This is a genomic window from Xenorhabdus sp. Sc-CR9, from assembly GCF_963897815.1.
Taxonomy (GTDB): Bacteria; Pseudomonadota; Gammaproteobacteria; order Enterobacterales; family Enterobacteriaceae; genus Xenorhabdus.
The window spans coordinates 1-21800 of record NZ_CAWQTY010000201.1 but is presented as its reverse complement, the minus strand read 5'-3'; the positions used below and the strand labels follow the sequence as shown (position 1 = coordinate 21800).

Here is a 21800-nt window from a genome sequence, read left to right as displayed (position 1 = left end):
GCAATCATTGTTGCCAATTTATGTGGCAGCTTATTCGTAATGTGAAAATTTTTTTGAAAAGGGCTTCGTTAACGGATTGGAAAGAAATGAGAAATATAAGAGTCTCACCATTATGACAAACTATTTAGTGTTACTTCACTCTCTTGGAACTAATTTACACCTTTGGGATCCACTGATTTCGACTTTAACTCGAAACTATCGTGTGCTACGTCTGGATATGCGAGGTCATGGTCTTAGTGAAGTTGGACAGGATTCTTTTCTCATGGAGGATCTAGCCAAAGATGTACTCAGTGTTGCGGATTATTTCGGAATCGATGTGTTTTCGGTAGCTGGTGTCTCGATCGGGGGGCTGATAGCACAGTATTTAGCCGACAGTGTACCTGAACGGCTCTTGTCAATGGTGCTGATTGACACTTATCTCGCACCAGCTGCACAGTCTATCTGGAGTTCAATAGCCGATGATATCCTCAATTGTGGATTAGACCATCGAGTTCAAGAAATCTTCTCACGTTGGGTAACGCCAGCGTTTCGTGACACACCATCGGCGATAGGAATGAAACAGATGTTATGCCGTACCTCAGCAGAAGGTTATGCGAGATGTGCCGAAGCATTATCACAGATTAAACCGGGGCAACCAAAGAATAAGAAAGTTCCAGTACTAGTATTAGTCGGCGAAAATGATATTGTCGCTACACCCACAGCCGCACAAGAAATGGCAATTGCTCGTGGTGGAAAACTAGTAGTATTGCGGGATGCTGCTCATATACCCATTCTTGAAAAGTCAGACGAGATTTTAGGGGAAATGATGAGATTTCTGGCTAAAAATTTCAATCAAACTGCTAGGATAGAGACTGGTGTTTAAACATGCACCACATACTACACTATAGCAGAATCAGAATATTATGGCATAATTCTTGAACTCTAATGGCAAGGCAGAGTGATAAGATGGGTTACAGCTTAGATTTCCGAAAGAAAGTTCTGGTATACAAAGACAAACATTCATTAACGTTCGAACAAACGAGTGTCCATTTTGATATCTCTATCCGCACTCTGTTTCGCTGGAGCCAAAAAATAGAACCCTGTGTAACCCGTGATAAACCGCCCACTAAAATCAGTGATGAGACGCTCCTCATTGAGGTCCAAAATTATCCTGATGATTATCAATGGGAAAGAGCAAAACTCCCGGGGGTCACGCAGTCAGCTGTCTATTACGCATTGAAACGGCTGAATTGATGTGGTCAACAAAGGCAGGTTCTGCAATATGCGGCTGTGATAATCCTGACGATTGTACTCACAAAATCGATGTTATATTGGGGGATAAAACCTTCAGCTATACACAATCTTGGTTCCCACAAGCCCTCTATTATGTGCTTGATGCACCAAAAACAACGTTTACCTCTCTGGATGAATGGCCTAAGGAAGAAAAACCGAATGTAGAAATTAAGTTAAGTTCGGTCAGTAAAGGTTGTATCTCCCATAATCCAGAATGTCCAATTGGTAATGTATTCAATGAACAGGCTCAACCTATTGCTCAGTTTTCCCCAAAAAATACGTACAAAGGAAAACTGTTTTACGATAAAACGCAACAGGATTTTTTAACTTTAATACCAGGTCCATTCATGATTTTAAAACGTTTCTTAGACAAGGACTTCTATGCGGGAATAGAGAAACAACATTACCAGATTCTGGTTGATGAATGTTCGAACAAACCCCTAACAAAGGAAACACTGTCTGGAATAAACAAAGTATTCTCCTATCTCCGTGGCAAAAAAACGGCACTTAACTCAAATATTTATTTAGCGACTAAGGAAAAGATAGAAGTTGATCTGACGTTTAGTGCTGATAAAGAAGTGGATGAATTTACAGACCAAGAAAGAAAAAAGCAGCAACGTAAAACTAATAGAGAACAAGGTCTAGGACAGAGAGGACACAGAGGCTGGCGCAATGACACGACACGTTATGCAGTAAGGAATGCTTATTCTATTGAAGGAAGCGTTAAAACTCAAAAAGGCGGAGCGAGTCAAACATGGAAAAAAACCTTATTAGAAAAGGAATTTAAGAAAAGTAACAATACCTTAAAATCCATTGACTCACTCAAACAGAATATTGATAAATTCACAAATTTCCTCACCTCAGGTCATCCCCGTGATAAATTTAATATTCTGAAATTGGAAGTTCTTTATCCTGAAATTCAAGTTCATGGCGAATATGAGCTTTCTCATAGTGACGATTTTAAATTATACCGCAAATTTGGTGCTGAAATTTCGGCTTCCCCTCTGTTCGGATTATCATTAAAGCTCGATGTTATCCAACTCGTCGCCGCTGCTTTTAAAATCAATACCGCTGTTTCTATGCTTCGTGAGGCAGGGGAAGTCTATGAAGAAAAAGTGAAGAAAGGTGAAAATGGTGCTTATGCAGGTGCAGAATTAAATCTCATTACAGAGGGAGCTTTAGATGTAAAATTTGGTTGGGAATCGGATGAAAAAGGAGATTGGTCATTTAAAAAAGACGACATATTCGAAGTGGGATTTAGTATTAAAGCCGAAGCCAGTATCCGTGGAGGGGTGCGTTACGGCATTATTTCTGGCTATGTAAATGCAACTGCCACGGCAGACGCTAAAGGACTTATTGGATTCGCCCCAAATCCCCAAAATGAAAAAGTTTTGGATTTGGTATATTACCATGACGGTATAAAAGCAATGGTAAATGTAGAATTGGCTTTCGGTGTAGGTAAGGAAGACAATGAAAATGATGAAGAGAAAGACAACGGAGTAAATACAAATGCTGAAAAAGAATGGGTATTCCAAAAACCACTGTCTAAAGAAGAGTCGACGTATCGGATTTCGTTGGGTTAGTGTTCTATTTTTTGCATGTATTTTATCAAATAATGCCTTAGGAAAATCTAAAATGGACTATAAATACTTACTCTCAATGAACACAAGTAAAAGTTTTTGCTATTTAAGCGTAAATGGTATGCCTGCTATGAATAATCGCGGTGCGGGTACACATGGCGTCCAATCCAGTGGTCTAAATGCAACTGCTTTTCTGGAAAATGGTACTAATACCATAGAATTACTTTTTAAGGATAGAACATCTGAAAAATCAAATAAATTTGATCCCAACGCCCGGTGTGAAACCACATTAAAAAAAGTATCTGCTGTCGGTGACGAGGAAATAATCAGTCATATCAAATTGACTGTCGATAAGGAGGGCAATACCCTGACATCAGAGTCTCTCAATCAAATAGGAAGAACAGGATCAGAGTTTGCATTCACGGGGATGGCAACCACACCTGGTGATGAAGGCTTTTACAAGGCAAGAAAATCATTTAACCTGAATGGATTACCCGATTGGATGTGGACTAAAGCACGTCCAGTGACAGAAAATGACCTCCCTGAGATTAAAAATTTCTATCAAGAAATTCTCAATACTCTTGCACATAAGGATCTCGATAAATTATGGAAAATAAGTAAACCTGCATGGGATGAATGGGCAATGGCTGATAATAGTAGCGCCAAAATATTTTTTGATTCAATGAATTTTGAAAGATTGACTGATAGCAAGATATATACACCCAGAATGTCCCCTAAATGGCAAGATTACAGATTAGTCAAGTATAAAGAAGGGCGGCTATTTCGTTTAGAAAAAGGGAATTTCGGCCGCTCTCCAATAATAATGGATAAGAATGGAACTGAGTATATTTATACATATGATCCATATCTATCCATTATTGATGGGAAGGTTGTTATTGCCAGATAATAAGTAAATTACTTGTATTCATATAGCTGAGTGATTTTTTCTTAAATGAGAAAACGATTAACACTTATAGCTATACTTGAGTTTTGATTTGGTTTTTATTTATAGCGATCCATATTAAAAAATGTGTCGCTATAAATTTTATTAATAATAATCTATTTGCATTTCGATAAAGTAAAAACTCTTATTATCGAATTTTAAAAAATTCGCTAATCTGAACTGACTTTATTTTGATATGAACGATAATCTTATCGAACGCAAATGCCGCGATAACACAGGAAAATAACTTCATACCCCAGCCGTGAGATACAGCAACATTCGATATCATTATTTCTCATGGCTGAATAGCTCATTAATCACTATTATGAATATATAACTACTAAGGTATACAAATTCAGATAAAATTTTCTGGGGGTATTTTGTTGATCTTATAAATTAAAAATGACTATTAATCAATTAATTACTATATTTTTCATACTCCTGTGATCGCCATACTTCGGATGGTATAACCACATGGCATATCTATATTTCTCAATGTTGAGCAATGAAAATATCTCCAGATAAACTTTCAAAGACTGTAACCAACTCGGCTTTGGGTCGGAAGTTATAACAGAATTAGCTGAGTATACATTCCAACCTAAAAAAACCGAGTTACGCAATGACTAAATTACACAATCCCCTGCGATAACATTGCATCCGCGACTTTGACAAAACCAGCAATGTTTGCACCTTGTACGTAGTTGGTCTGTTTATCTTCTCCGCCATATTCTACACAAGCTTGATGGATATCGAGCATGATGTGATGCAAGCGAATATCCACTTTCTCCGCTTTCCAACTCAGGCGGGCTGCGTTTTGCGCCATCTCCAGTCCAGACGTTGCCACACCACCGGCATTGGCAGCCTTACCCGGTGCAAACAAAACACCGGCTTCAAAGAAAGCATCAGTCGCCGCAATTGTCGCAGGCATATTGGCGCCTTCCGCGACCGCTTTCACGCCATTTTTAATTAGTGTCTTTGCTGCTTCCAGATCCAATTCATTCTGAGTCGCACAAGGCAGGGCAATATCCACAGGGATTGACCACGGATCCTGACTCTCAAGAAAGATCAATCCACGCTCTTTGGCATATTCTTCTACGCGACCATAACGCTGGTTTTTGATCTCTTCAAGATGAGCCAGTTTTTCCGGCGTAAAACCTTCCTCATCCAATACGGTTCCCCCCGAATCCGAGGCTGTAATGACTTTTGCACCCAGTTCCATACATTTTTCGATAGTATATTGGGCGACATTTCCTGCACCAGATACAGAAACCCGCATCCCTTCAAGCCCCATTCCATGCCGTTTTAGCATCTCATGGGTAAAATAAACCAGCCCATATCCGGTGGCTTCAGGGCGGATCAAACTGCCCCCGAAAGAAAGCCCCTTCCCCGTGAAAACACATGCTGTATTGTTGGACAATTTTTTCATCATGCCTGCCATAAAGCCCACTTCACGGCTTCCTACACCAATGTCTCCCGCAGGCACATCAGTATCAGGCCCTAAATGACGGAAAAGCTCTGTCATCAATGCCTGACAGAAACGCATGATTTCACCGTGACTTTTTCCTTTGGGATCAAAATCCGAACCGCCTTTTCCGCCCCCCATTGGCAACGTTGTCAGCGCATTTTTCAGCGTCTGTTCAAAACCCAGAAACTTCAGGATGGAAAGGTTAACAGAAGGATGAAAACGCATCCCTCCCTTGAATGGCCCGATGGCGGAACTGAACTGAACTCTCCACGCTCGGTTAAGCTGTACTTTGCCTTGATCATCAACCCAACAAACGCGGAATTGAATTACTCTTTCCGGTTCGACCAAGCGCTCTAATAATCCTTGCTCACAGTATTGCGGGTTTTGTTCAAGAAAAGGCCAGAGAGAGGTCAACACTTCTCGTACTGCCTGTAGATATTCCGGTTGATGCGGGTTTTGGTACTGAATCGAATCGAGAAATGAGATTAAAGATGATGCAACATTCATTTAGAGCTTCCTTTTTGTCATTCAGAAGTGATGACCCCTAGCCATTTTCCATATTATTTTTTTGTCGAAAATGTGAGGTAACTACGGTTTGCTTTCTGAATATAGCACTATCTTATGCTTAAATTTCAACAACTATTTTTTATTGGTTTCCATAAAAATATCTTTGACAATTTCTGAACCAGTTTCATCATCTTTTCGTGGGCAAAAAAATCGCCTGCATAAGCAGGCGATTTTATAGAATAAATTTTCAGCCGAAGATTATTCTTCATCACGCAAAGGTACGATCAACATATCAACATGAACGGTGTTAATAAGCTGGCGAGCTGAAGACATTAACTTGCTCCAAAAATCCTGATGGTGACCACATACAACCAAATCCATGTCATATTGTTTAATAGCATCAACTAGGACTTGTGCTAAATCACCGCTACCGCTCAACGTTTCCTGAACAGGATAACCTGCGCGGGTAGATAGCTCTTTCAGGGAATTACGGGTTTCATCCGCAATACGCTCCTGCATATCACCAAGATTAACGTCAATCAGACCGGTATACAGATCAGAGTAGTTAACATCAACATGGATCAGGGAAACTTTGGCATTGTACGGTTTCGCCATTGACACAGCTTTCTCCACCAAAACCTGACTTTCTGGAGATAAATCAACCGCAACAAGAATATGTTTATAGGCCATAAGAACTCCTTCCATAACGTCGATTAAATATATTGGCAGCATTAAACGCCATGATTCGATGTTTATACTATAACCGCTTAAGATGCGTTATGAGTGTTGTTTTGATCACAACTTACTGTTTTACTCTCTTAACTAACTGAAGAAAGCCAAAAAATATATCCCTCAGAAATATCTCACCATGATTTACCTAAACTTTAGCTAAAATAAGTCTCCCATTTTCACGCGACCATGAATACACAATGCACTGTATTTCTGTCTAAAATTTAATATAGTTACTATTCAAGTTGGAATCTTTTCTATTGGTTTCTTCTTTACTGGCTGCGTTTGCAACCACAATAATTAGGAGGGAGTATGTTCAATACTGTGGTTCTCTTTTGGGCTGTTTTCCTCATCTGCATTGTTAACATGCTACGTTACTTTTCTTCGCTCCGTGTGCTCCTGTCAATCCTGCGTGAGTCTGACCCCATGCTGTATCAATCTGTTGATGGCAATGGCTTTTTTACCACCAACAGTCAGTTCAACAAACAAATCCGGCTAGTGCGCTACATCAATTCACAAAGTTATATCAACCACCACAATCCCGATGTCATTTTGTTGTGCGAAAGGTTGAGGAAACAATTTATATTGACGGAAATTCTTTGTGGCATCGTTGTGCTATGTCTGATAGCAAGCGTCTTTTAAGTGGTCTTAGAATGTAGTGAGGGTTTGAGAATTAACGTGAACAAAAAAACAGGTGAAAATAAAAAAGGTTGGCTTGCAAAGACGCAGAGCCAACCCTTTTTTCTAAGAGGTCGTTAGATCAGTTTCAGGGCAATCCAGTACAGCATGCCTGACAATACAATTGAAATTGGCAGAGTCAGAATCCATGCCAACATGATATTTTTGATGGTCTTGCTCTGCACACCACCACCATCAACCAACATCGTACCCGCTACCGCAGAAGAGAGTACCTGTGTTGTTGACACCGGCATACCTGTATAACTGGCAACTCCAATAGAAACCGCTGCCGTAACCTGTGCAGAAACACCCTGAGCATAAGTCATGCCTTTTTTGCCAATCTTCTCACCGATGGTGACAGCTACGCGCTTCCAACCCACCATAGTGCCTAAAGACAGAGCAAGTGCCACAGCAACGATGATCCACAACGGCGCATATTCCACCGTACTCAGCAGATCTTTACGCAGCTTATTCAGGAAACGGGCATCTTCATGACTTGTTTCTGGCAGTTTAGCCACAGCACTAGCCGTATCTGCGACGCACATCAGCATACGACGCATATTGTTGCGCTGATCCGGATTCAACTCGCTGTAATTCTGGATACTCACCAGCATGTTCTCAGCTTTATTCAGAACTACTAATGCGCGTGAGCTGTCACAGCGGAACTGCATATCCAATTGATCTTCTGCATTAGGAGTGGCTGGAGCCAGCTCAATAGCATGAGCCAGTGCCGGGCCGTGCTGCTCATAATACTGCTTCAAATGGACAACAGCATCGTGAGTACGGGCAATGTCATAGCTGGTTGAGTTCATATTGACGACAAAACCCGCAGGCGCAACGCCAATCAGCACCAGCATGATCAGACCGATACCTTTCTGACCATCATTCGCGCCGTGGGAGAAACTCACACCAACAGCGGAAATAATCAGGGCAGTACGTGTCCAGAATGGCGGTTTACGTTTACCATCCTGTTTTTCACGTTCAGCAGGCGTCATGTGGATACGGCGACGTTTTTTGGTTCCGCTCCAATAACGGCGCAGCAAAAACACCATCGCTCCGGCAATGATCAGGCCAATAAGAGGAGACAGGATCAAGGACATGAAAATCTGTATCATCTTCGGAATATTTAACGCATCAACCACCGAAGAACTGGTCACTATCGCATTGGTCAAGCCGATACCGATAATAGAACCGATCAACGTGTGAGAACTAGATGCTGGAATACCGAAATACCACGTACCTAAATTCCAGATAATCGCCGCCAGCAGCATGGAAAAAACCATAGCCAAACCGTGAGCTGAACTGACATTTAGCAGAAGATCCGTAGGCAGCAGATGCACAATCGCGTATGCGACACTTAATCCACCAAGGAGAACACCAAAAAAGTTAAAAACCCCTGCCATGACAACGGCAAACTGCGAACGCATCGCCCGGGTATAAATAACAGTTGCTACTGCGTTTGCGGTATCATGAAACCCATTGATGGCTTCATAGAAAAGCACAAACAACAGAGCAAGCACTAACATAAGGCCGGTATAAAATTCCAGGCCAGTAAACAGATGTAGCATAGACGTTAAGCCAGTTAGTAGGACATGAACGCGCGCATTATCAGTGACAATCGTGAGCGGGAAAAGAAAAATATGACCTTTTTTTGATTTAATGGCAATAAAGCAATAGAAAAATCTTACATTTATCAACTATATCAAATAGTTATTTAATTTTAATATTCTGATATTTTTTTGAAGAAAAATAACTTTTTTAGCAAAAAATTAAACCAAATATGTATTTTTCTCTGTAGTTCGTGAGCGCTGCCCCCACAATACAGTAATTTCCTACAAAATAACCCGGTCAAAAGAGACAGACTAATGGAAAAATTTGATGTAATTATTATTGGTGCTGGCGCTGCCGGCTTGTTTTGTGCTGCTCAGGCAGGTCAAGCCGGACTCAATGTCCTGGTTCTGGATAATGGTAAAAAAGCAGGCCGTAAAATTTTGATGTCCGGAGGCGGGCGCTGTAATTTTACCAATATGTATACCGAACCGGCGGCCTACCTTTCTGCCAATCACCATTTTTGTAAGTCAGCACTTGCTCGCTATACTCAATGGGATTTTATTGCTCTCGTGCAACGCTATGGCATCCCTTATCACGAAAAAATCTTGGGACAACTTTTCTGCAATGACTCAGCTCAACAAATTATAGACTTACTATTGAAAGAGTGCGAGATAGGGAAAGCCACCATCCGGTTGCGCAGTGAAGTCACACATGTAGAGAAGAAAGAACAGGGCTTTGTCGTTACCGCAGAAGGAAAACAAGTAAGCACACACTCACTTGTTGTGGCATCCGGTGGATTGTCAATGCCCGGCTTAGGCGCATCACCTTTAGGTTATCGCATCGCAGAACAATTTGACCTCAATATCCTGCCCACACGAGCGGCATTGGTTCCCTTTACTCTGCATAAACCGCTATTGGAACAACTGCAAACACTCTCAGGCGTGGCTGTTCCTTCTGTGGTAACCGCAAAAGATGGCACAGTATTCAGGGAGAATATCCTCTTCACCCACCGCGGTCTTTCCGGCCCTGCTATCTTGCAGATCTCCAGTTACTGGCAACCCGGTGAGTATGTGAGTATTAACTTACTTCCTGATACAGATTTAGAGATTTTTTTGGATCGAGAACGGGAATCACATCCGAATCAGGGTTTGAAAAATACGCTGGCTAAGCTACTGCCTAAACGTTTGGTTGAATGTTTGCAGTCGCTTGGTCAATTGCCGGAGCTTTCCCTGAAGCAACTTAACCCTGCCCAGAAAAAAGATCTGATCATAACTCTGCAATGCTGGAACGTGCTGCCGAATGGAACAGAAGGCTATCGCACGGCAGAGGTGACTCTCGGCGGGGTGGATACGAATGAGTTGTCATCAAAAACAATGGAAACCCATAAAGTGAAAGGACTCTATTTTATCGGTGAAGTAGTCGATGTGACCGGCTGGCTCGGCGGGTATAACTTCCAGTGGGCATGGAGTTCAGCCTGGGCTTGTGCGCAGGCGTTGGCTGCCTGTGAACAAATCGTACTATTTTCTCGTCAGGCAAGCTGAGAACAGTTAGTGCTGTTGAGTCTTCATTAATAGCGGGTAAATATCACCCTATCTATACCCGATAATGGAGACTCAGATAACGATCTTATATCCAATGGATTTCGAGTTGAGCGGGATAATTATGCCTTAGTGGAAATTTGTACTGTTCAATTTCCAAAACAAAATATTCCCCTTTTACTCATCCCTGCGAGTTATGTTTAATGAATAATTTCTTACCAGAAAAGTCGATTAATACTGCGTATTCACTGAAGAAGTTATTCCCGATAAGTCCATCAGCATTTAACTGAACAGACTTCCCATCAAACAAGACCGCATTCAATTTTACTCCTCTCGCGCCCTCTTCATCAAATTGAAATGCCGATACTTCGCATTCATCATTATCCGCGTGTTTAAACATAACCTTACAGGAAAGATTAACGGGAGAAGACTTCAACCTTTCTTTCCAGAAAAACGAACTTGATGCCCCCGTATCCAAGATCATGTTGTAGCTATTAGCATTGTGTGAAACTTTGACAGCAAGACCTTCTTGAGTATCTCTCAGTGGTAATTTAATCCAACCATCAGAAACATTGACTCCCAACCCTTGCAAATGGTCAGAAACTGATAATCGCTGGCCTTTATAATCAATAAGAACCGCCTTTCCCTTAAATAAATCCAGACCAATTACCATCGACGCAAGAGAGCTGTTATCTGTTTGATGATTACCATCCTGACTCAAATTGACTGCCCATGGCGTAAAGGAAACCCCGCTAATATCCTTAAATATCATGCCATTTATCGAAAGCTGTGGAATGTTAAATTTATCCTTCAAAAAAACTTGGCCTATGGTGTTAGTGGAGCGTGCTTTCTCAGGCGCTATAACTAAACCGGGAATTTCCGACATCATTTTTTCCGATAAATGGAGAGCATCAGGTGACCCGATATCGATCAGAAACTTTTCATCTTTACCATCAATTTTAAGATTTGCTATGGGTTGAGTGTATTTATCCAATTGAAAATGTATATGCATGACTTCTTCTGAAGCCATAGAAGCAGGAACAAACAGCGAGATAACAGAAGAGAAAACAATAAATATGACTGCGTTGAAATGTTTATTTAATGAGAAGTACATGAAAATTCTCCATTTATGCGTTCATAGTTAAATTAAAAATCCTGTCCGCCATTGCAATCAGCATTGAACAGTAGCTACGAATTCCATAGATAACCGTTAATTATTATATACAAAATATTGACTCTGCTTTTTCCTGCACCAAATGCGCCAACCAAATTGAGTATTCGTTTATATAAATAAGTGACGTATTACTATTCCTCAAATCACTCCTCAAACCACTCCTCAGACCACTGGAATTCTCTGTCTCCTCTTAACTAAAATCATAAATAATACTATAATAAATATTGAAATGAACCTATTGAATAATAACCACCTAAAACATCTGAATCAGCAAAAAACATTAGAAAAATCGTTTGATTGTTACGTTAGGCTTTGGAATAATGCGCCCCGCAAACACAAGTCCGATTTTAACTACAAAAAGCAGAAAAACACGCTATATAATGGCGATCTATTGAAGATAAACTAAATGATAGTCTTCATTTATGTCGGTTATCTACAACATCATTCCCCAATAATGCCTCGAAAACTAACTAAATCAGGTATCTTTATTTATTACATTAACTAACAAATAAAACCTATTGGGAATCATTACGCTAAGCATGCGAATTAGAAAATTTATTAATTTTTTTACTTAAATCCGAAAAGAGAAAACAAATACAGTGGGCAACCTGAACTATTTATCAGCGGTATTGTTTTGCTGATCGCCCGATTACCGTCCCTCTGTCATTGTTACTGAGAATGAGTATGAATATGCAAAATCTACCTCACGTCAAAGCGCTGTGTGCTGTCACACACCCTTATCGTGCCTGTGACGAATATGATGCATTATTTGATGCCGCCATGCGGGAATTAACGCTCTATCACTGTGAACATACCTCTGGTTATAAACAGTGGCTGACTGAGCATGGGCTGGATGAACAAGCAATAATGGCGCAGGAAGATTGGTCAAACCTGCCTTTGCTTTTTGCCAATTATTTCAAACGTAATCTGATACTCAGCGACAGCGCGAAAGATGCGCTGGAACTGACATCATCCGGAACGACCGGGCAGAAAAGCCGCATGCGCTATGACACCGACAGTATTACAGCTGCCCAACATATGGTGGATTGTATTTTCGATTATTATGGCTGGAATACCCCAGACCAACCTTGTAACTATTTGTTACTGAGTTACGAACCCGCAGGTGCCGTTACTTTAGGTACGGCCTATACCGATCAATTTTTATGTAAATATGCCCCAGTGAATCGAGCTTATTACGCTTTGCGCCATAATGGGCAAGGTAATGAATTCGACCCTTTCGGCACCATTGCGGCGCTTCAGCAATTTGCTGAGGAAGGGTTACCTGTGCGTATTTTCGGTTTCCCTGCCTTTCTGTGGTTTACCCTGCAAAGAATGGAGCAAATGGGGCTGCCATCACTCAAATTACATCCTGAATCTTTGGTTTTCCTCGGCGGTGGCTGGAAGACTCATGCCGATAAATCCATTCCGAAACAAGAACTGTATCAGCGCCTGGCTGAGCAACTCGGTATCCCCGATATTCGGTGCCGTGATGGTTATGGTTCAGTTGAGCATCCGGTGCCTTATGTTGAATGTTCACACCATAATTTTCATGTGCCAGTTTATGCCCGTGCTTACACTCGCCACACCACTGATTTATCCCGTCAGCCTTATGGCGAACCGGGTTTCCTGCATTTTACATCTCCTTTTATCACTTCATGCCCTGCCCACAGCATCGTCACCAGCGACCTCGCTGTGCTGCATTCCGGTGAAAGCTGTGGTTGTGAACTGAATACTGACTGGTTTGAACTGCTTGGTCGTGCTGGCACCAGTAAAACGCGTAGTTGTGCGATTGCCGCTTCTGAATTGATTAAGAGATCTTGATATGTCTTCCGTGAATACAATTAATACCCTAATTTCGGCAGAACACAAAATCGCAGATTTGCGTGAACGGCTACCTGAGCTACTGGCACACCCGCATACTTCCGGGCAGGTACTGGATTGCGCGCAACGCTTTGCTGATTATCTGTCAGGTCTTGACGATCATCCTCTGTTCAATGCCAAAGCCCGTGAAGCGCTGATCGCCTTCTGCCAGCGCGAAGTCCTGCAAACAAAACTGGAGCGGGAACTCGGGCAGAATGCCTTTTCGCTGCGTCGATTCGATTATGATGAAAATCGCTATGAAGCCTGGAAACCTCTGGGACTGGTTGTCCATATCACCCCATCCAATGCTGAACTCCTGCCCTTTATGGCAGTGATAGAAAGTTTGCTGGTCGGCAATATTAACTGGTTACGTCCCAGCAGCAGCGATAAAGGATTCAGTGCACAACTCTTGGCTGAGTTTTTGGCTCACGATATTTCAGGGGCTTTAACTGATCGGATAGTTGTACTGCCGTTACCTATAACGCAATTAGCCGGGTTACTTGTTCAGGCGGACGCGGTTTCTGCCTGGGGCAGAGATTCTGCTCTGGAGTCCATACGCGCTCAACTGCCAACCGGTTGTCGCTGGATAGATTGGGGACATCGCATCAGTTTTGCCTGGTTAAATCCTGAAGCCGCCGATGATGCCCTATTGGATGCGCTGGCCGATGATGTTTGTTGTTATGACCAACAAGCCTGTTCCAGTCCGCAATGTTTACTGGTCGATAGTGACGAACCCGAAGTTTTGCGAAACATCGGACAGCGTATGGCTGCTGCACTGCAACGTCGCTCTGAATTGCATCCGGCTTTGAAACCAGATATTCAGGAAGCGGCTGAAATTACGACCCAAACAGCGTTCCAAAAACTCGATCTTGCCTTTACGCAGGTACGTGGCGAAATCTGGCAGGCCGACGGATGGCGGGTAATATGGCGACATGAAGAGGAACTGGCGGCTTCCCCTTTGTTCCGCACATTGCAGATACGTCCGGCACCCCGCCAACGCTTGTGTTCTATTTTGCTGCCTTGGCGTAACCATCTGCAAAGTTGTGCTTTGATTACTCATCAGGAATATATCACTGAAATGAGCCACGCCCTGTTTGCAGCCGGCGTCAACCGCATCACGCCTCCGGGACAAATGCATGGCGGCTATAGCGGAGAGCCGCACGACGGTGTTTATGCGCTGTCACGCCTGACTAAGCGCGTCTCTGTAAGCCTTTCCCCCAACTTGATGGCTGGCTGCGCTCACCTTGATATTCCACCAACCCGTCCACATGGGTTGGAAAATTTGCCGGTACTGAATAAGGCGGATTTCCACTCTCTGGTGCCGAATGATAAATCCCGCCTATTTTTCCGCAGTGGCGGAAGTAGTGGCGAGCCTAAACTGGCCGCTTACAGCTATCAGGATTATCACCGCCAAATGCAGGCGGCTGCCGATGGCGTATTTTCATCAGGTCTTGAGCCAACAACCGACCGGGTTATGAACCTGTTATATGGCGGGAAATTGTATGGCGGGATGATGAGCTTTTTTACCATTCTGGATAAATTGGGCGTAGCTCAATATCCGATGGGCGGCCCTGCCGACAATGATTTCAGCGAAATTGCCGATTTAATCGTAAACCAACGCATTAATACGCTGGTGGGAATGCCAAGTACGTTGCATCGGTTATTTCTGAACGAAGAAGCCAGGCTGCGTGAATACGGCGGCGTTCGTAAGCTGTTTTCGGGTGGTGAACACTTGAATATAAATCAGCGGACTTTCCTGACCAGTTTTGGCATTACTCTGATCCGCTCAACGATCTACGGTTCAGTGGATGCCGGTCCGGTAGGCCACGCATGTGCTGCCAGCGAAGAGGGGGTTTTCCATTTAATGACTGATACCCAATGGCTGGAAATCCTCAATGAAGAAAATGATCAACCTGTGGCCGATGGCGGGACGGGTCGTCTGATCTTTACTTCGCTGCATCGTGAGGCACAACCTGTCCAGCGTTATGATTTAGGCGATCTCGGCTACTGGGTAAACCAACCTTGTTCCTGTGGCCTGTCCTCACCACGCTTCCGGCTTATGGGGCGCCACGGCTCGTTATTACGCATAGGCAGTATTTTCGTCAATCTGGCTGACTTCTCTGAACAATTGGGATTACCGGTTCAATGGATAATTGATCATAACAGTAACGGCGTCGATAGCGTTCGGCTGTTGGCTGACCATTCTGATCCGGCCGCTGTACGTCAGCGTTTGTTGCAGGATGAAAAACTCGCCGAAGTCCTTGAAGGAGAATTACTGAGTTTAGATGTGATTTCTACCTCAGCCACTGAGTTCCAGCGAAATGCACACAGCGGAAAAACACCATTGTTCATTGACTTGCGTAGATATTAATTTGCGTAAATATTAATTGAGTGACATTAAGATGATGACCAGAACGACATTGATTGATTTGTTCCATCATGCGCGCGAGCATTCTGCCTATTATCAAGATCTCTACAAGTCCGTTCCGGAAAACTGGACTCTGGAAGATTTGCCTCTCGTGGAACCCGGTAATTACTGGGCACAATCAAACGATTTACAAGCATGGCCGGTTCTGACCGCACCATTGGAAGGCGGTCATGTATATAAAACAGGCGGCTCTACCAGCGATGGACGATTGTCAGTTTTTAGCCAACAAGAGTGGAAAGCATTTACTCACGTCTTTGGTCAGGGTATTGCACATCAATTAAGGCCAGGAGATCGGGTAGCCAACCTATTTTTTGCCGGCGACCTTTATACCAGCTTTATATTTATCCACGGCGCATTATCAAAAGCGCCACTCCCTATCGTGGAATTTCCTTTCACCTGCAAGGTTGAGGATGAATTACTGACCAATAATATCAAGCTCCACAATATAAACGTACTGGCGGGTGTACCGGTTCAATTAATTCGATTTGCCTATTACCTGAAAGATACGGGGCAAACTTTGCCGATGGTAGAGACCATTCTTTACGGGGGAGAAAGTCTGTTTGATGCGCAAACCGCCATCATTAGACAAGTCTTTCCTAAAGCACGTTTGGGATCAATCGGTTGTGCCAGTGTTGATGCTGGTTTGATCGGCTTTGCTGATCCTGAGTGTCAGCAAGGAGAACACCGGGTATTTGATGAAGATACGATTGTTGAAATCGTGGATGAAATTACCCGCCAGCCGATCACAACACCGGGGCACAAAGGACTATTAGTTGTGACTAATCTGCAACGTCGGCTTATGCCTGTTATTCGCTATCCTACCGGCGATTTGGCTTGCTGGTGTGAGCCGGAACAGGAATACCGTAGATTTGCCCTGCAAGGGCGAGCCAATCAGGGTTATCGGATTCGGTTTGGGACACTGTCATTATTCCCTGACGATTTGGCCGCACAGTTATCACAACAGACTGAGCTTCTGGCCTGGCAGTTAGAGCTATCCCAACAGGCAGGGCAAGATAAAATCAGATTATTGGTGGCAAGCCTTCAACCTGTCGATATCGGCAAGATACGCCATAGGGTACTGGCTGCCTTTCCAAGTCTGGGCAAGGATTGCACAGAGCAAAATATGTTGGAAATCGTCCAGACCAATATTGATGATATGTACACGCACCCACGATCAGGGAAATTGCAACGGGTTGTGGATCTGCGTAGCTATAATTAAAGGTTGAAATCGATGACTATCTTCCCTTCCGCTATTCAGATTCAAAGCTATCAGTCGGGTGATGATAAAAAAATCAGCCAATTGTTCCGTGCAGTCTACGGCGATGCGTATGTCTATCCTGACATCTACCTGCCCAGGCTGATTGATGATTATCAAGTCACAGGACAGTGGTATTCAGCCTTGGCGTTCTATCAAGGACGCCTCATTGGTCATGCTTCGTTGGTTAAGGACGCAGTGCACCAAAACCATGCTGAGCTTGCACTCATTGCCGTAGAGCCTGATTTTCAGGGCTATGGCATAGCTAAGTCTCTCGGCAGTTATTTATGCCATTATGCGAAAGAGCAAAACTATAAGTTACTGACGATGAAACAGGTTTGTTCGCATCCGAAAAGCCAGTATATCGCTCGAAATTTAGGCTTTTATTCCACAGCACTGATGCTGGATTATGTTGATTCTCCATTTGGGTTGCCAGAGCCTGAAAGTATTGTACAGGGCATCTTACCTCTGAAATCATTGCCGTTGCCTAAACTGAACTGGCCTCAGCCTTGGCGCAACTGGGTTGATCAAATCAGACAATATATTGGTGAATCATCACCTTATGCACAACAAGTATGTCGTCGTTCTTTTACCTCAGAGCCATTTAGCATCAAAAAATCCGGGCGTCGCTTGGAAATTACGCTGTACGATGTTCCATCTGATTTTTTGTCAGAAGTCATTGATTTTCCAGCCGGACAGTTAATCTACTTAAAACTGCCTGCCTGTGAAGAATCTCTGACATTATGCCCATCACTCAAAAAAGGCGGATTCCGGTTCGCAGGGCTGTGCCCCGATGAGCATAATGGATGGTTTTTGCTGTGGTTACGAGGCTACCAATTGGCACCATACCAGTTTCACGACACAGGTACGCAACACCTCTATCAAATGGAATTGGGGGAGTATTAACCACCCCAATAACAAAATGAGCTAAATTTGATTAAAAAAACACTTTACAAATGATATTGAGAACGATTATCATTACTACACTTTCAGTGCACCACCTTCAGGGTTCATGTGAAAGTACGACATTGCTCACATTGCTTCCAGTGTTTACTTTATAAGCCAACTTAATGTTGGCTTTTTTTTTGCCCTTTTACTCTCTTATTTATTATTCAAATATTTTGAATTCTAAGATTAAATTTCCGGCCTTTCATATTTCCCCCCTTCAACTAGACTACAAAAAACTTTGAGGGATTTTGAAAATGATTTATTTACGTCAAGCTTCAGAACGGGGTCATGCCAATCATGGCTGGCTGGATAGCTGGCACACGTTTTCCTTTGCCAACTATTATGATGAAAATTTCATGGGCTTTTCTGTGCTCAGGGTCATTAATGAAGACATCATTGATGCCGGTCAGGGATTCGGTATGCACCCCCACAAGGATATGGAAATATTGACCTATGTGCTATCCGGGACAGTCGAGCATCAGGACAGTATGGGGAATAAAGGGCAAGTGTCTGCGGGAGAATTCCAGATTATGAGTGCAGGAACCGGCATTCGTCATTCTGAATATAACCCAAATCATGATAGCCAGTTGCATCTTTACCAAATCTGGCTCCTTCCGGAAAAAACGAATCTGGCTCCCCGTTATGAACAGCACCGCTTTGATACTGTTGCAGGCCGCCAATTGATCCTTTCTCCCGATGCCCATGCCGGCTCCCTGAAAGTTTTTCAGGACATGACATTGTGGCGCTGGGCATTAAAAAATGGCGAAAAAAGTGAATATGCAGTAGATAAAGCAAGAAAAATCTGGATTCAGATTGTTAGCGGAGAAGTGACAATTAATGGGATACTGGCTACCACCAGCGACGGTATCGCCATTTGGGATGAGTCCCATCTTCAATTGAGCGCAAACCAAGAGAGTGAAGTATTGCTGTTCGACCTTCCACCCCAGTGAATCGCAAATTTGATTTGAAAAAAACCCTATCTGGCCAGATAGGGTTTTCTCATATTTGATTAATCAAAGCGTTATTACAGCTTAGGCCCTGATTTCACCAATGCCGCACCCGCAGCGGTATCGGTGTATTTATCAAAGTTATCGACAAAACGTTGTGCCAAATCTTTTGCTTTAACATCCCATTCGGATTTATCCGCATAAGTGTTGCGGGGGTCCAGAATAGTCGTATCTACACCCGGTAATGTAGTCGGTACAGACAAATCAAAAATCGGCAGTTCGATAGTATCCACGTCTTCAATATCACTATTTAAGATAGCATCAATAATCGCACGGGTATCCTTGATAGAAATGCGTTTTCCAGTGCCGTTCCAGCCCGTATTGACCAGATAAGCTTTCGCACCTGATGCCTGCATGCGCTTAACCAGCACTTCTGCATACTGCGTCGGATGCAGCGACAGGAATGCCGCACCAAAGCACGCAGAGAAGGTTGGTGTTGGCTCTGTTACACCGCGTTCAGTTCCCGCCAGTTTTGCGGTAAAACCAGACAGGAAGTGATATTGGGTCTGTTCTGGTGTCAGGCGAGAAACCGGAGGCAGTACACCGAAAGCATCTGCCGTCAGAAAAATGACTTTAGTAGCGTGTCCTGCTTTTGATACAGGTTTAACAATATTGTCAATGTGGTAGATAGGATAAGAAACGCGGGTATTTTCTGTCTTGGAACCATCATTGAAATCAACCGAACCATCAGCCAGTACAGTGACGTTCTCCAGCAGAGCATCGCGGCGAATGGCGTGATAGATATCCGGTTCAGCTTCTTTGGACAAGTTGATGGTTTTTGCGTAACAACCACCTTCAAAGTTAAATACACCGTCATCATCCCAACCGTGTTCATCATCACCGATAAGCTTGCGCTTAGGATCTGTGGAAAGGGTGGTTTTACCTGTACCGGAAAGGCCGAAGAAAATGGCGACATCCCCTTTCCCGCCTACATTGGCGGAGCAGTGCATGGAAGCGATACCTTTAAGTGGCAGCAGGTAGTTCATCATTGAGAACATCCCTTTTTTCATTTCACCGCCGTACCAGGTACCACCAATCAATTGCATCCGTTCTGTCAGGTTAAAAGCAACAAAGTTTTCTGAATTCAGTCCTTGTTCTTTCCATTGTGGGTTCGTGCACTTAGCACCATTCATCACAATAAAATCAGGCGTGAAGTCAACCAGCTCTTCGTCAGATGGACGAATAAACATATTTTTCACGAAATGTGCCTGCCACGCCACTTCCGTGATAAAACGTACTTTCAGACGCGTATCTGCATTGGCCCCGCAGAAAGCATCCACGACAAACAAACGTTTGCCTGAAAGTTGTTGAGTAACCAAACCTTTAAGATGAGACCAAGTTTCCTGACTGAGCGGTTTATTATCGTTCTTACCTTTACCCTGATCTGCCCACCATACGGTATCACGGGTAACATCATCGCGGACGATGTATTTATCTTTAGGAGAACGTCCGGTGAAAATGCCCGTATCCACTGAGACAGCACCAAGGTTAGTTAGTATGCCACGCTCATATCCTTGTAGTGAGGGTTGGGTTTCTTCAGAAAATAACAGTTCATAACTTGGGTTATAAACAATTTCACCAATATCACGAATACCATAAACCGCAAGTTCCTGCTCAGTAATACCTGTAACGCTCATTTGTTGCTCCTGGTCAGTTATACCTTATCTATACCTGTCGTCTTTCAAGTTGCCGCTTTGTTGGCTGCGCTCACTCACCCCGGTCACATAGTTATCTATGCTCCAGGGGATTAGCTCCTTGCCGTCGCGCTGCATCTTGAAATCCAATGGGTATATCTCTGCGGGGGATAATAAATAATTATGACTAATTAACAGCGATTGCTATCAAAAAATTGAAATTGCATTAATTTTTTTGAGTTTATATGAGACACAGAACACGGAATGAGAAAGGGATTAACAGTAAAAAGGGCGCATGCTACGCCCCTAATAAACAGTTATTCACGCGATTAGTGCAACCGCATCTATTAGTGAAACCAAAAGAATCAGTGCAACTGTTCTTTTTTCACTGTCTTTATTTCACTGATATCTTTCTCATCGAAAATATAATGCGTGCCACAAAACTCACATTCCATATCGATTTTGCCATCTTTATGCAGAATTTCCTGAAGATCAGCATCAGGCAGTGTCACCAACGTATCAGCGCAGCGTTGTTGGGAACAGGAACAACGGAATTCGACCTGCTGAGGCTCATAAAGTGTGACATCTTCTTCATGATAAAGGCGATGCAAAATCTCTTCCGCGTTCAGTGTGAACAGCTCTTCTCCTTTGATGGTTGCAGTAAGTTGCACCAGATGTTCAAGAAGATCTTCACTGCTTTCCTGAGCGTCCGGCAGGATCTGCAATAACATGCCGCCTGCCGCCATTTTCCCATCCTGAATTCCGGTACGGATAAACAGGCGTGTCGGTATCTGCTCAGACTGTTTGAAGTAGGCATCCAGACACTCCGCCAGCGTTTCGCCTTCCAGTGCTACAACGCCCTGATAGCGTTCACCTTCTGTCGGAGTGACAGTGATGACCATGTAGCCATTGCCTATCATGTCATGCAAGCTGCCCGCAGCATTTACTTTGCCATCAATGCGGGCTGTTCCGCGCATCTGCTGCTGGTTATTGCCATTAATCACCGCCAGTTTGACCGGACCATCACCTTGAATTTGTACCGTAATATCCCCGTTGAATTTCAACGTGGCCGTCAACAAGCTGGTTGCGACCAACAATTCACCTAATAGTCGCTGCACAGGTTGTGGAAAGTCATGATTTTCCAACATACGCTGGTACGTCTCACTGACGGAAACCAGTTCTCCCCTAACAGAGTGGCTTTCAAATAAAAAGCGGTGTAATTGGTCATGCT

The 21800-nt window shown here is 43.4% G+C and carries 17 protein-coding genes; 11 read left to right on the top strand and 6 right to left on the bottom strand.

Translation table 11 applies throughout. The features are described from left to right. Positions 1 to 112: 112 nt before the first annotated feature. From AACQ81_RS15430 to AACQ81_RS15415, 4 genes are all read left to right on the top strand, one after another. Positions 113 to 862: an alpha/beta fold hydrolase gene (locus tag AACQ81_RS15430; RefSeq protein WP_237387832.1), complete on the top strand. Its 750-nt coding sequence runs from the start codon at positions 113 to 115 to the stop codon at positions 860 to 862. 83 nt (positions 863 to 945) lie between these two features. Beyond that, a complete protein-coding gene (locus AACQ81_RS15425) occupies positions 946 to 1233 on the top strand; it encodes an IS630 transposase-related protein (RefSeq protein WP_237387831.1) in 288 nt (95 codons plus the stop codon). Continuing rightward, the gene (locus tag AACQ81_RS15420) at positions 1233 to 2855 is read left to right on the top strand and encodes a hypothetical protein (RefSeq protein ID WP_237387830.1); all 1623 of its coding nucleotides are present in this window, start codon (positions 1233 to 1235) and stop codon (positions 2853 to 2855) included. The genes AACQ81_RS15425 and AACQ81_RS15420 overlap by 1 nt, the downstream gene beginning before the upstream one ends. Positions 2856 to 2907: 52 nt before the next feature. Then, positions 2908 to 3759 (top strand): hypothetical protein, encoded by an 852-nt coding sequence (locus AACQ81_RS15415; RefSeq protein WP_237387829.1) that lies wholly within the window; start codon positions 2908 to 2910, stop codon positions 3757 to 3759. Positions 3760 to 4423: 664 nt separating this feature from the next. Here the strand turns inward: AACQ81_RS15415 and gdhA are convergent. Continuing rightward, positions 4424 to 5767, bottom strand: coding sequence for an NADP-specific glutamate dehydrogenase (gene gdhA / locus AACQ81_RS15410; RefSeq protein ID WP_237387828.1), 1344 nt, complete (start codon positions 5765 to 5767; stop codon positions 4424 to 4426). Positions 5768 to 6025: 258 nt separating this feature from the next. Beyond that, a complete protein-coding gene (uspA, locus tag AACQ81_RS15405) occupies positions 6026 to 6457 on the bottom strand; it encodes a universal stress protein UspA (protein WP_092553860.1) in 432 nt (143 codons plus the stop codon). A 351-nt stretch (positions 6458 to 6808) separates the two neighbouring features. Between uspA and uspB the strand changes: the two genes are divergently transcribed. Continuing rightward, on the top strand, positions 6809 to 7138 hold the full coding sequence (uspB, locus tag AACQ81_RS15400) for a universal stress protein UspB (RefSeq protein ID WP_237387827.1): 330 nt from the start codon (positions 6809 to 6811) through the stop codon (positions 7136 to 7138). A 113-nt stretch (positions 7139 to 7251) separates the two neighbouring features. Here uspB and pitA read toward each other — a convergent pair whose 3' ends face one another. Then, a complete protein-coding gene (gene pitA, locus AACQ81_RS15395; RefSeq protein WP_237387826.1) occupies positions 7252 to 8742 on the bottom strand; it encodes an inorganic phosphate transporter PitA in 1491 nt (496 codons plus the stop codon). Positions 8743 to 9039: 297 nt separating this feature from the next. Here pitA and AACQ81_RS15390 point away from each other — a divergent pair, with 297 nt between their 5' ends. Next, the gene (locus tag AACQ81_RS15390; protein ID WP_237387825.1) at positions 9040 to 10266 is read left to right on the top strand and encodes an NAD(P)/FAD-dependent oxidoreductase; all 1227 of its coding nucleotides are present in this window, start codon (positions 9040 to 9042) and stop codon (positions 10264 to 10266) included. A gap of 178 nt (positions 10267 to 10444) precedes the next feature. Here the strand turns inward: AACQ81_RS15390 and AACQ81_RS15385 are convergent, their stop codons facing one another. Beyond that, positions 10445 to 11377 carry a retropepsin-like domain-containing protein gene (locus AACQ81_RS15385; protein ID WP_237387824.1) on the bottom strand — a complete coding sequence of 311 codons (933 nt, stop codon included), beginning with the start codon at positions 11375 to 11377 and terminating at the stop codon, positions 10445 to 10447. A gap of 750 nt (positions 11378 to 12127) precedes the next feature. Between AACQ81_RS15385 and AACQ81_RS15380 the strand changes: the two genes are divergently transcribed. The 5 genes from AACQ81_RS15380 (at position 12128) to AACQ81_RS15360 (ending at position 18878) form a co-directional block, all read left to right on the top strand. Beyond that, positions 12128 to 13258, top strand: a complete 1131-nt coding sequence (locus tag AACQ81_RS15380) for a LuxE/PaaK family acyltransferase (RefSeq protein WP_237387823.1) — start codon at positions 12128 to 12130, stop codon at positions 13256 to 13258. A 1-nt stretch (position 13259) separates the two neighbouring features. Beyond that, positions 13260 to 15668 (top strand): acyl-CoA reductase, encoded by a 2409-nt coding sequence (locus AACQ81_RS15375; RefSeq protein WP_237387822.1) that lies wholly within the window; start codon positions 13260 to 13262, stop codon positions 15666 to 15668. Positions 15669 to 15699: 31 nt separating this feature from the next. Then, complete coding sequence (locus AACQ81_RS15370; RefSeq protein WP_237387821.1) at positions 15700 to 16944, top strand: phenylacetate--CoA ligase family protein; 1245 nt, start codon at positions 15700 to 15702, stop codon at positions 16942 to 16944. Positions 16945 to 16956: 12 nt separating this feature from the next. Further along, the gene (locus AACQ81_RS15365; protein ID WP_237387820.1) at positions 16957 to 17886 is read left to right on the top strand and encodes a GNAT family N-acetyltransferase; all 930 of its coding nucleotides are present in this window, start codon (positions 16957 to 16959) and stop codon (positions 17884 to 17886) included. A gap of 296 nt (positions 17887 to 18182) precedes the next feature. After that, complete coding sequence (locus AACQ81_RS15360) at positions 18183 to 18878, top strand: pirin family protein (RefSeq protein ID WP_237387819.1); 696 nt, start codon at positions 18183 to 18185, stop codon at positions 18876 to 18878. 74 nt (positions 18879 to 18952) lie between these two features. On the opposite strand, the gene pckA is transcribed toward AACQ81_RS15360, so the two are convergent. Both pckA and hslO read right to left on the bottom strand, forming a co-directional pair. Next, positions 18953 to 20572 (bottom strand): phosphoenolpyruvate carboxykinase (ATP), encoded by a 1620-nt coding sequence (pckA, locus tag AACQ81_RS15355; protein WP_237387818.1) that lies wholly within the window; start codon positions 20570 to 20572, stop codon positions 18953 to 18955. A 362-nt stretch (positions 20573 to 20934) separates the two neighbouring features. Next, positions 20935 to 21800 (bottom strand): Hsp33 family molecular chaperone HslO (gene hslO / locus AACQ81_RS15350; RefSeq protein ID WP_237387817.1); only part of this gene is annotated, 866 nt, incomplete at its 5' end.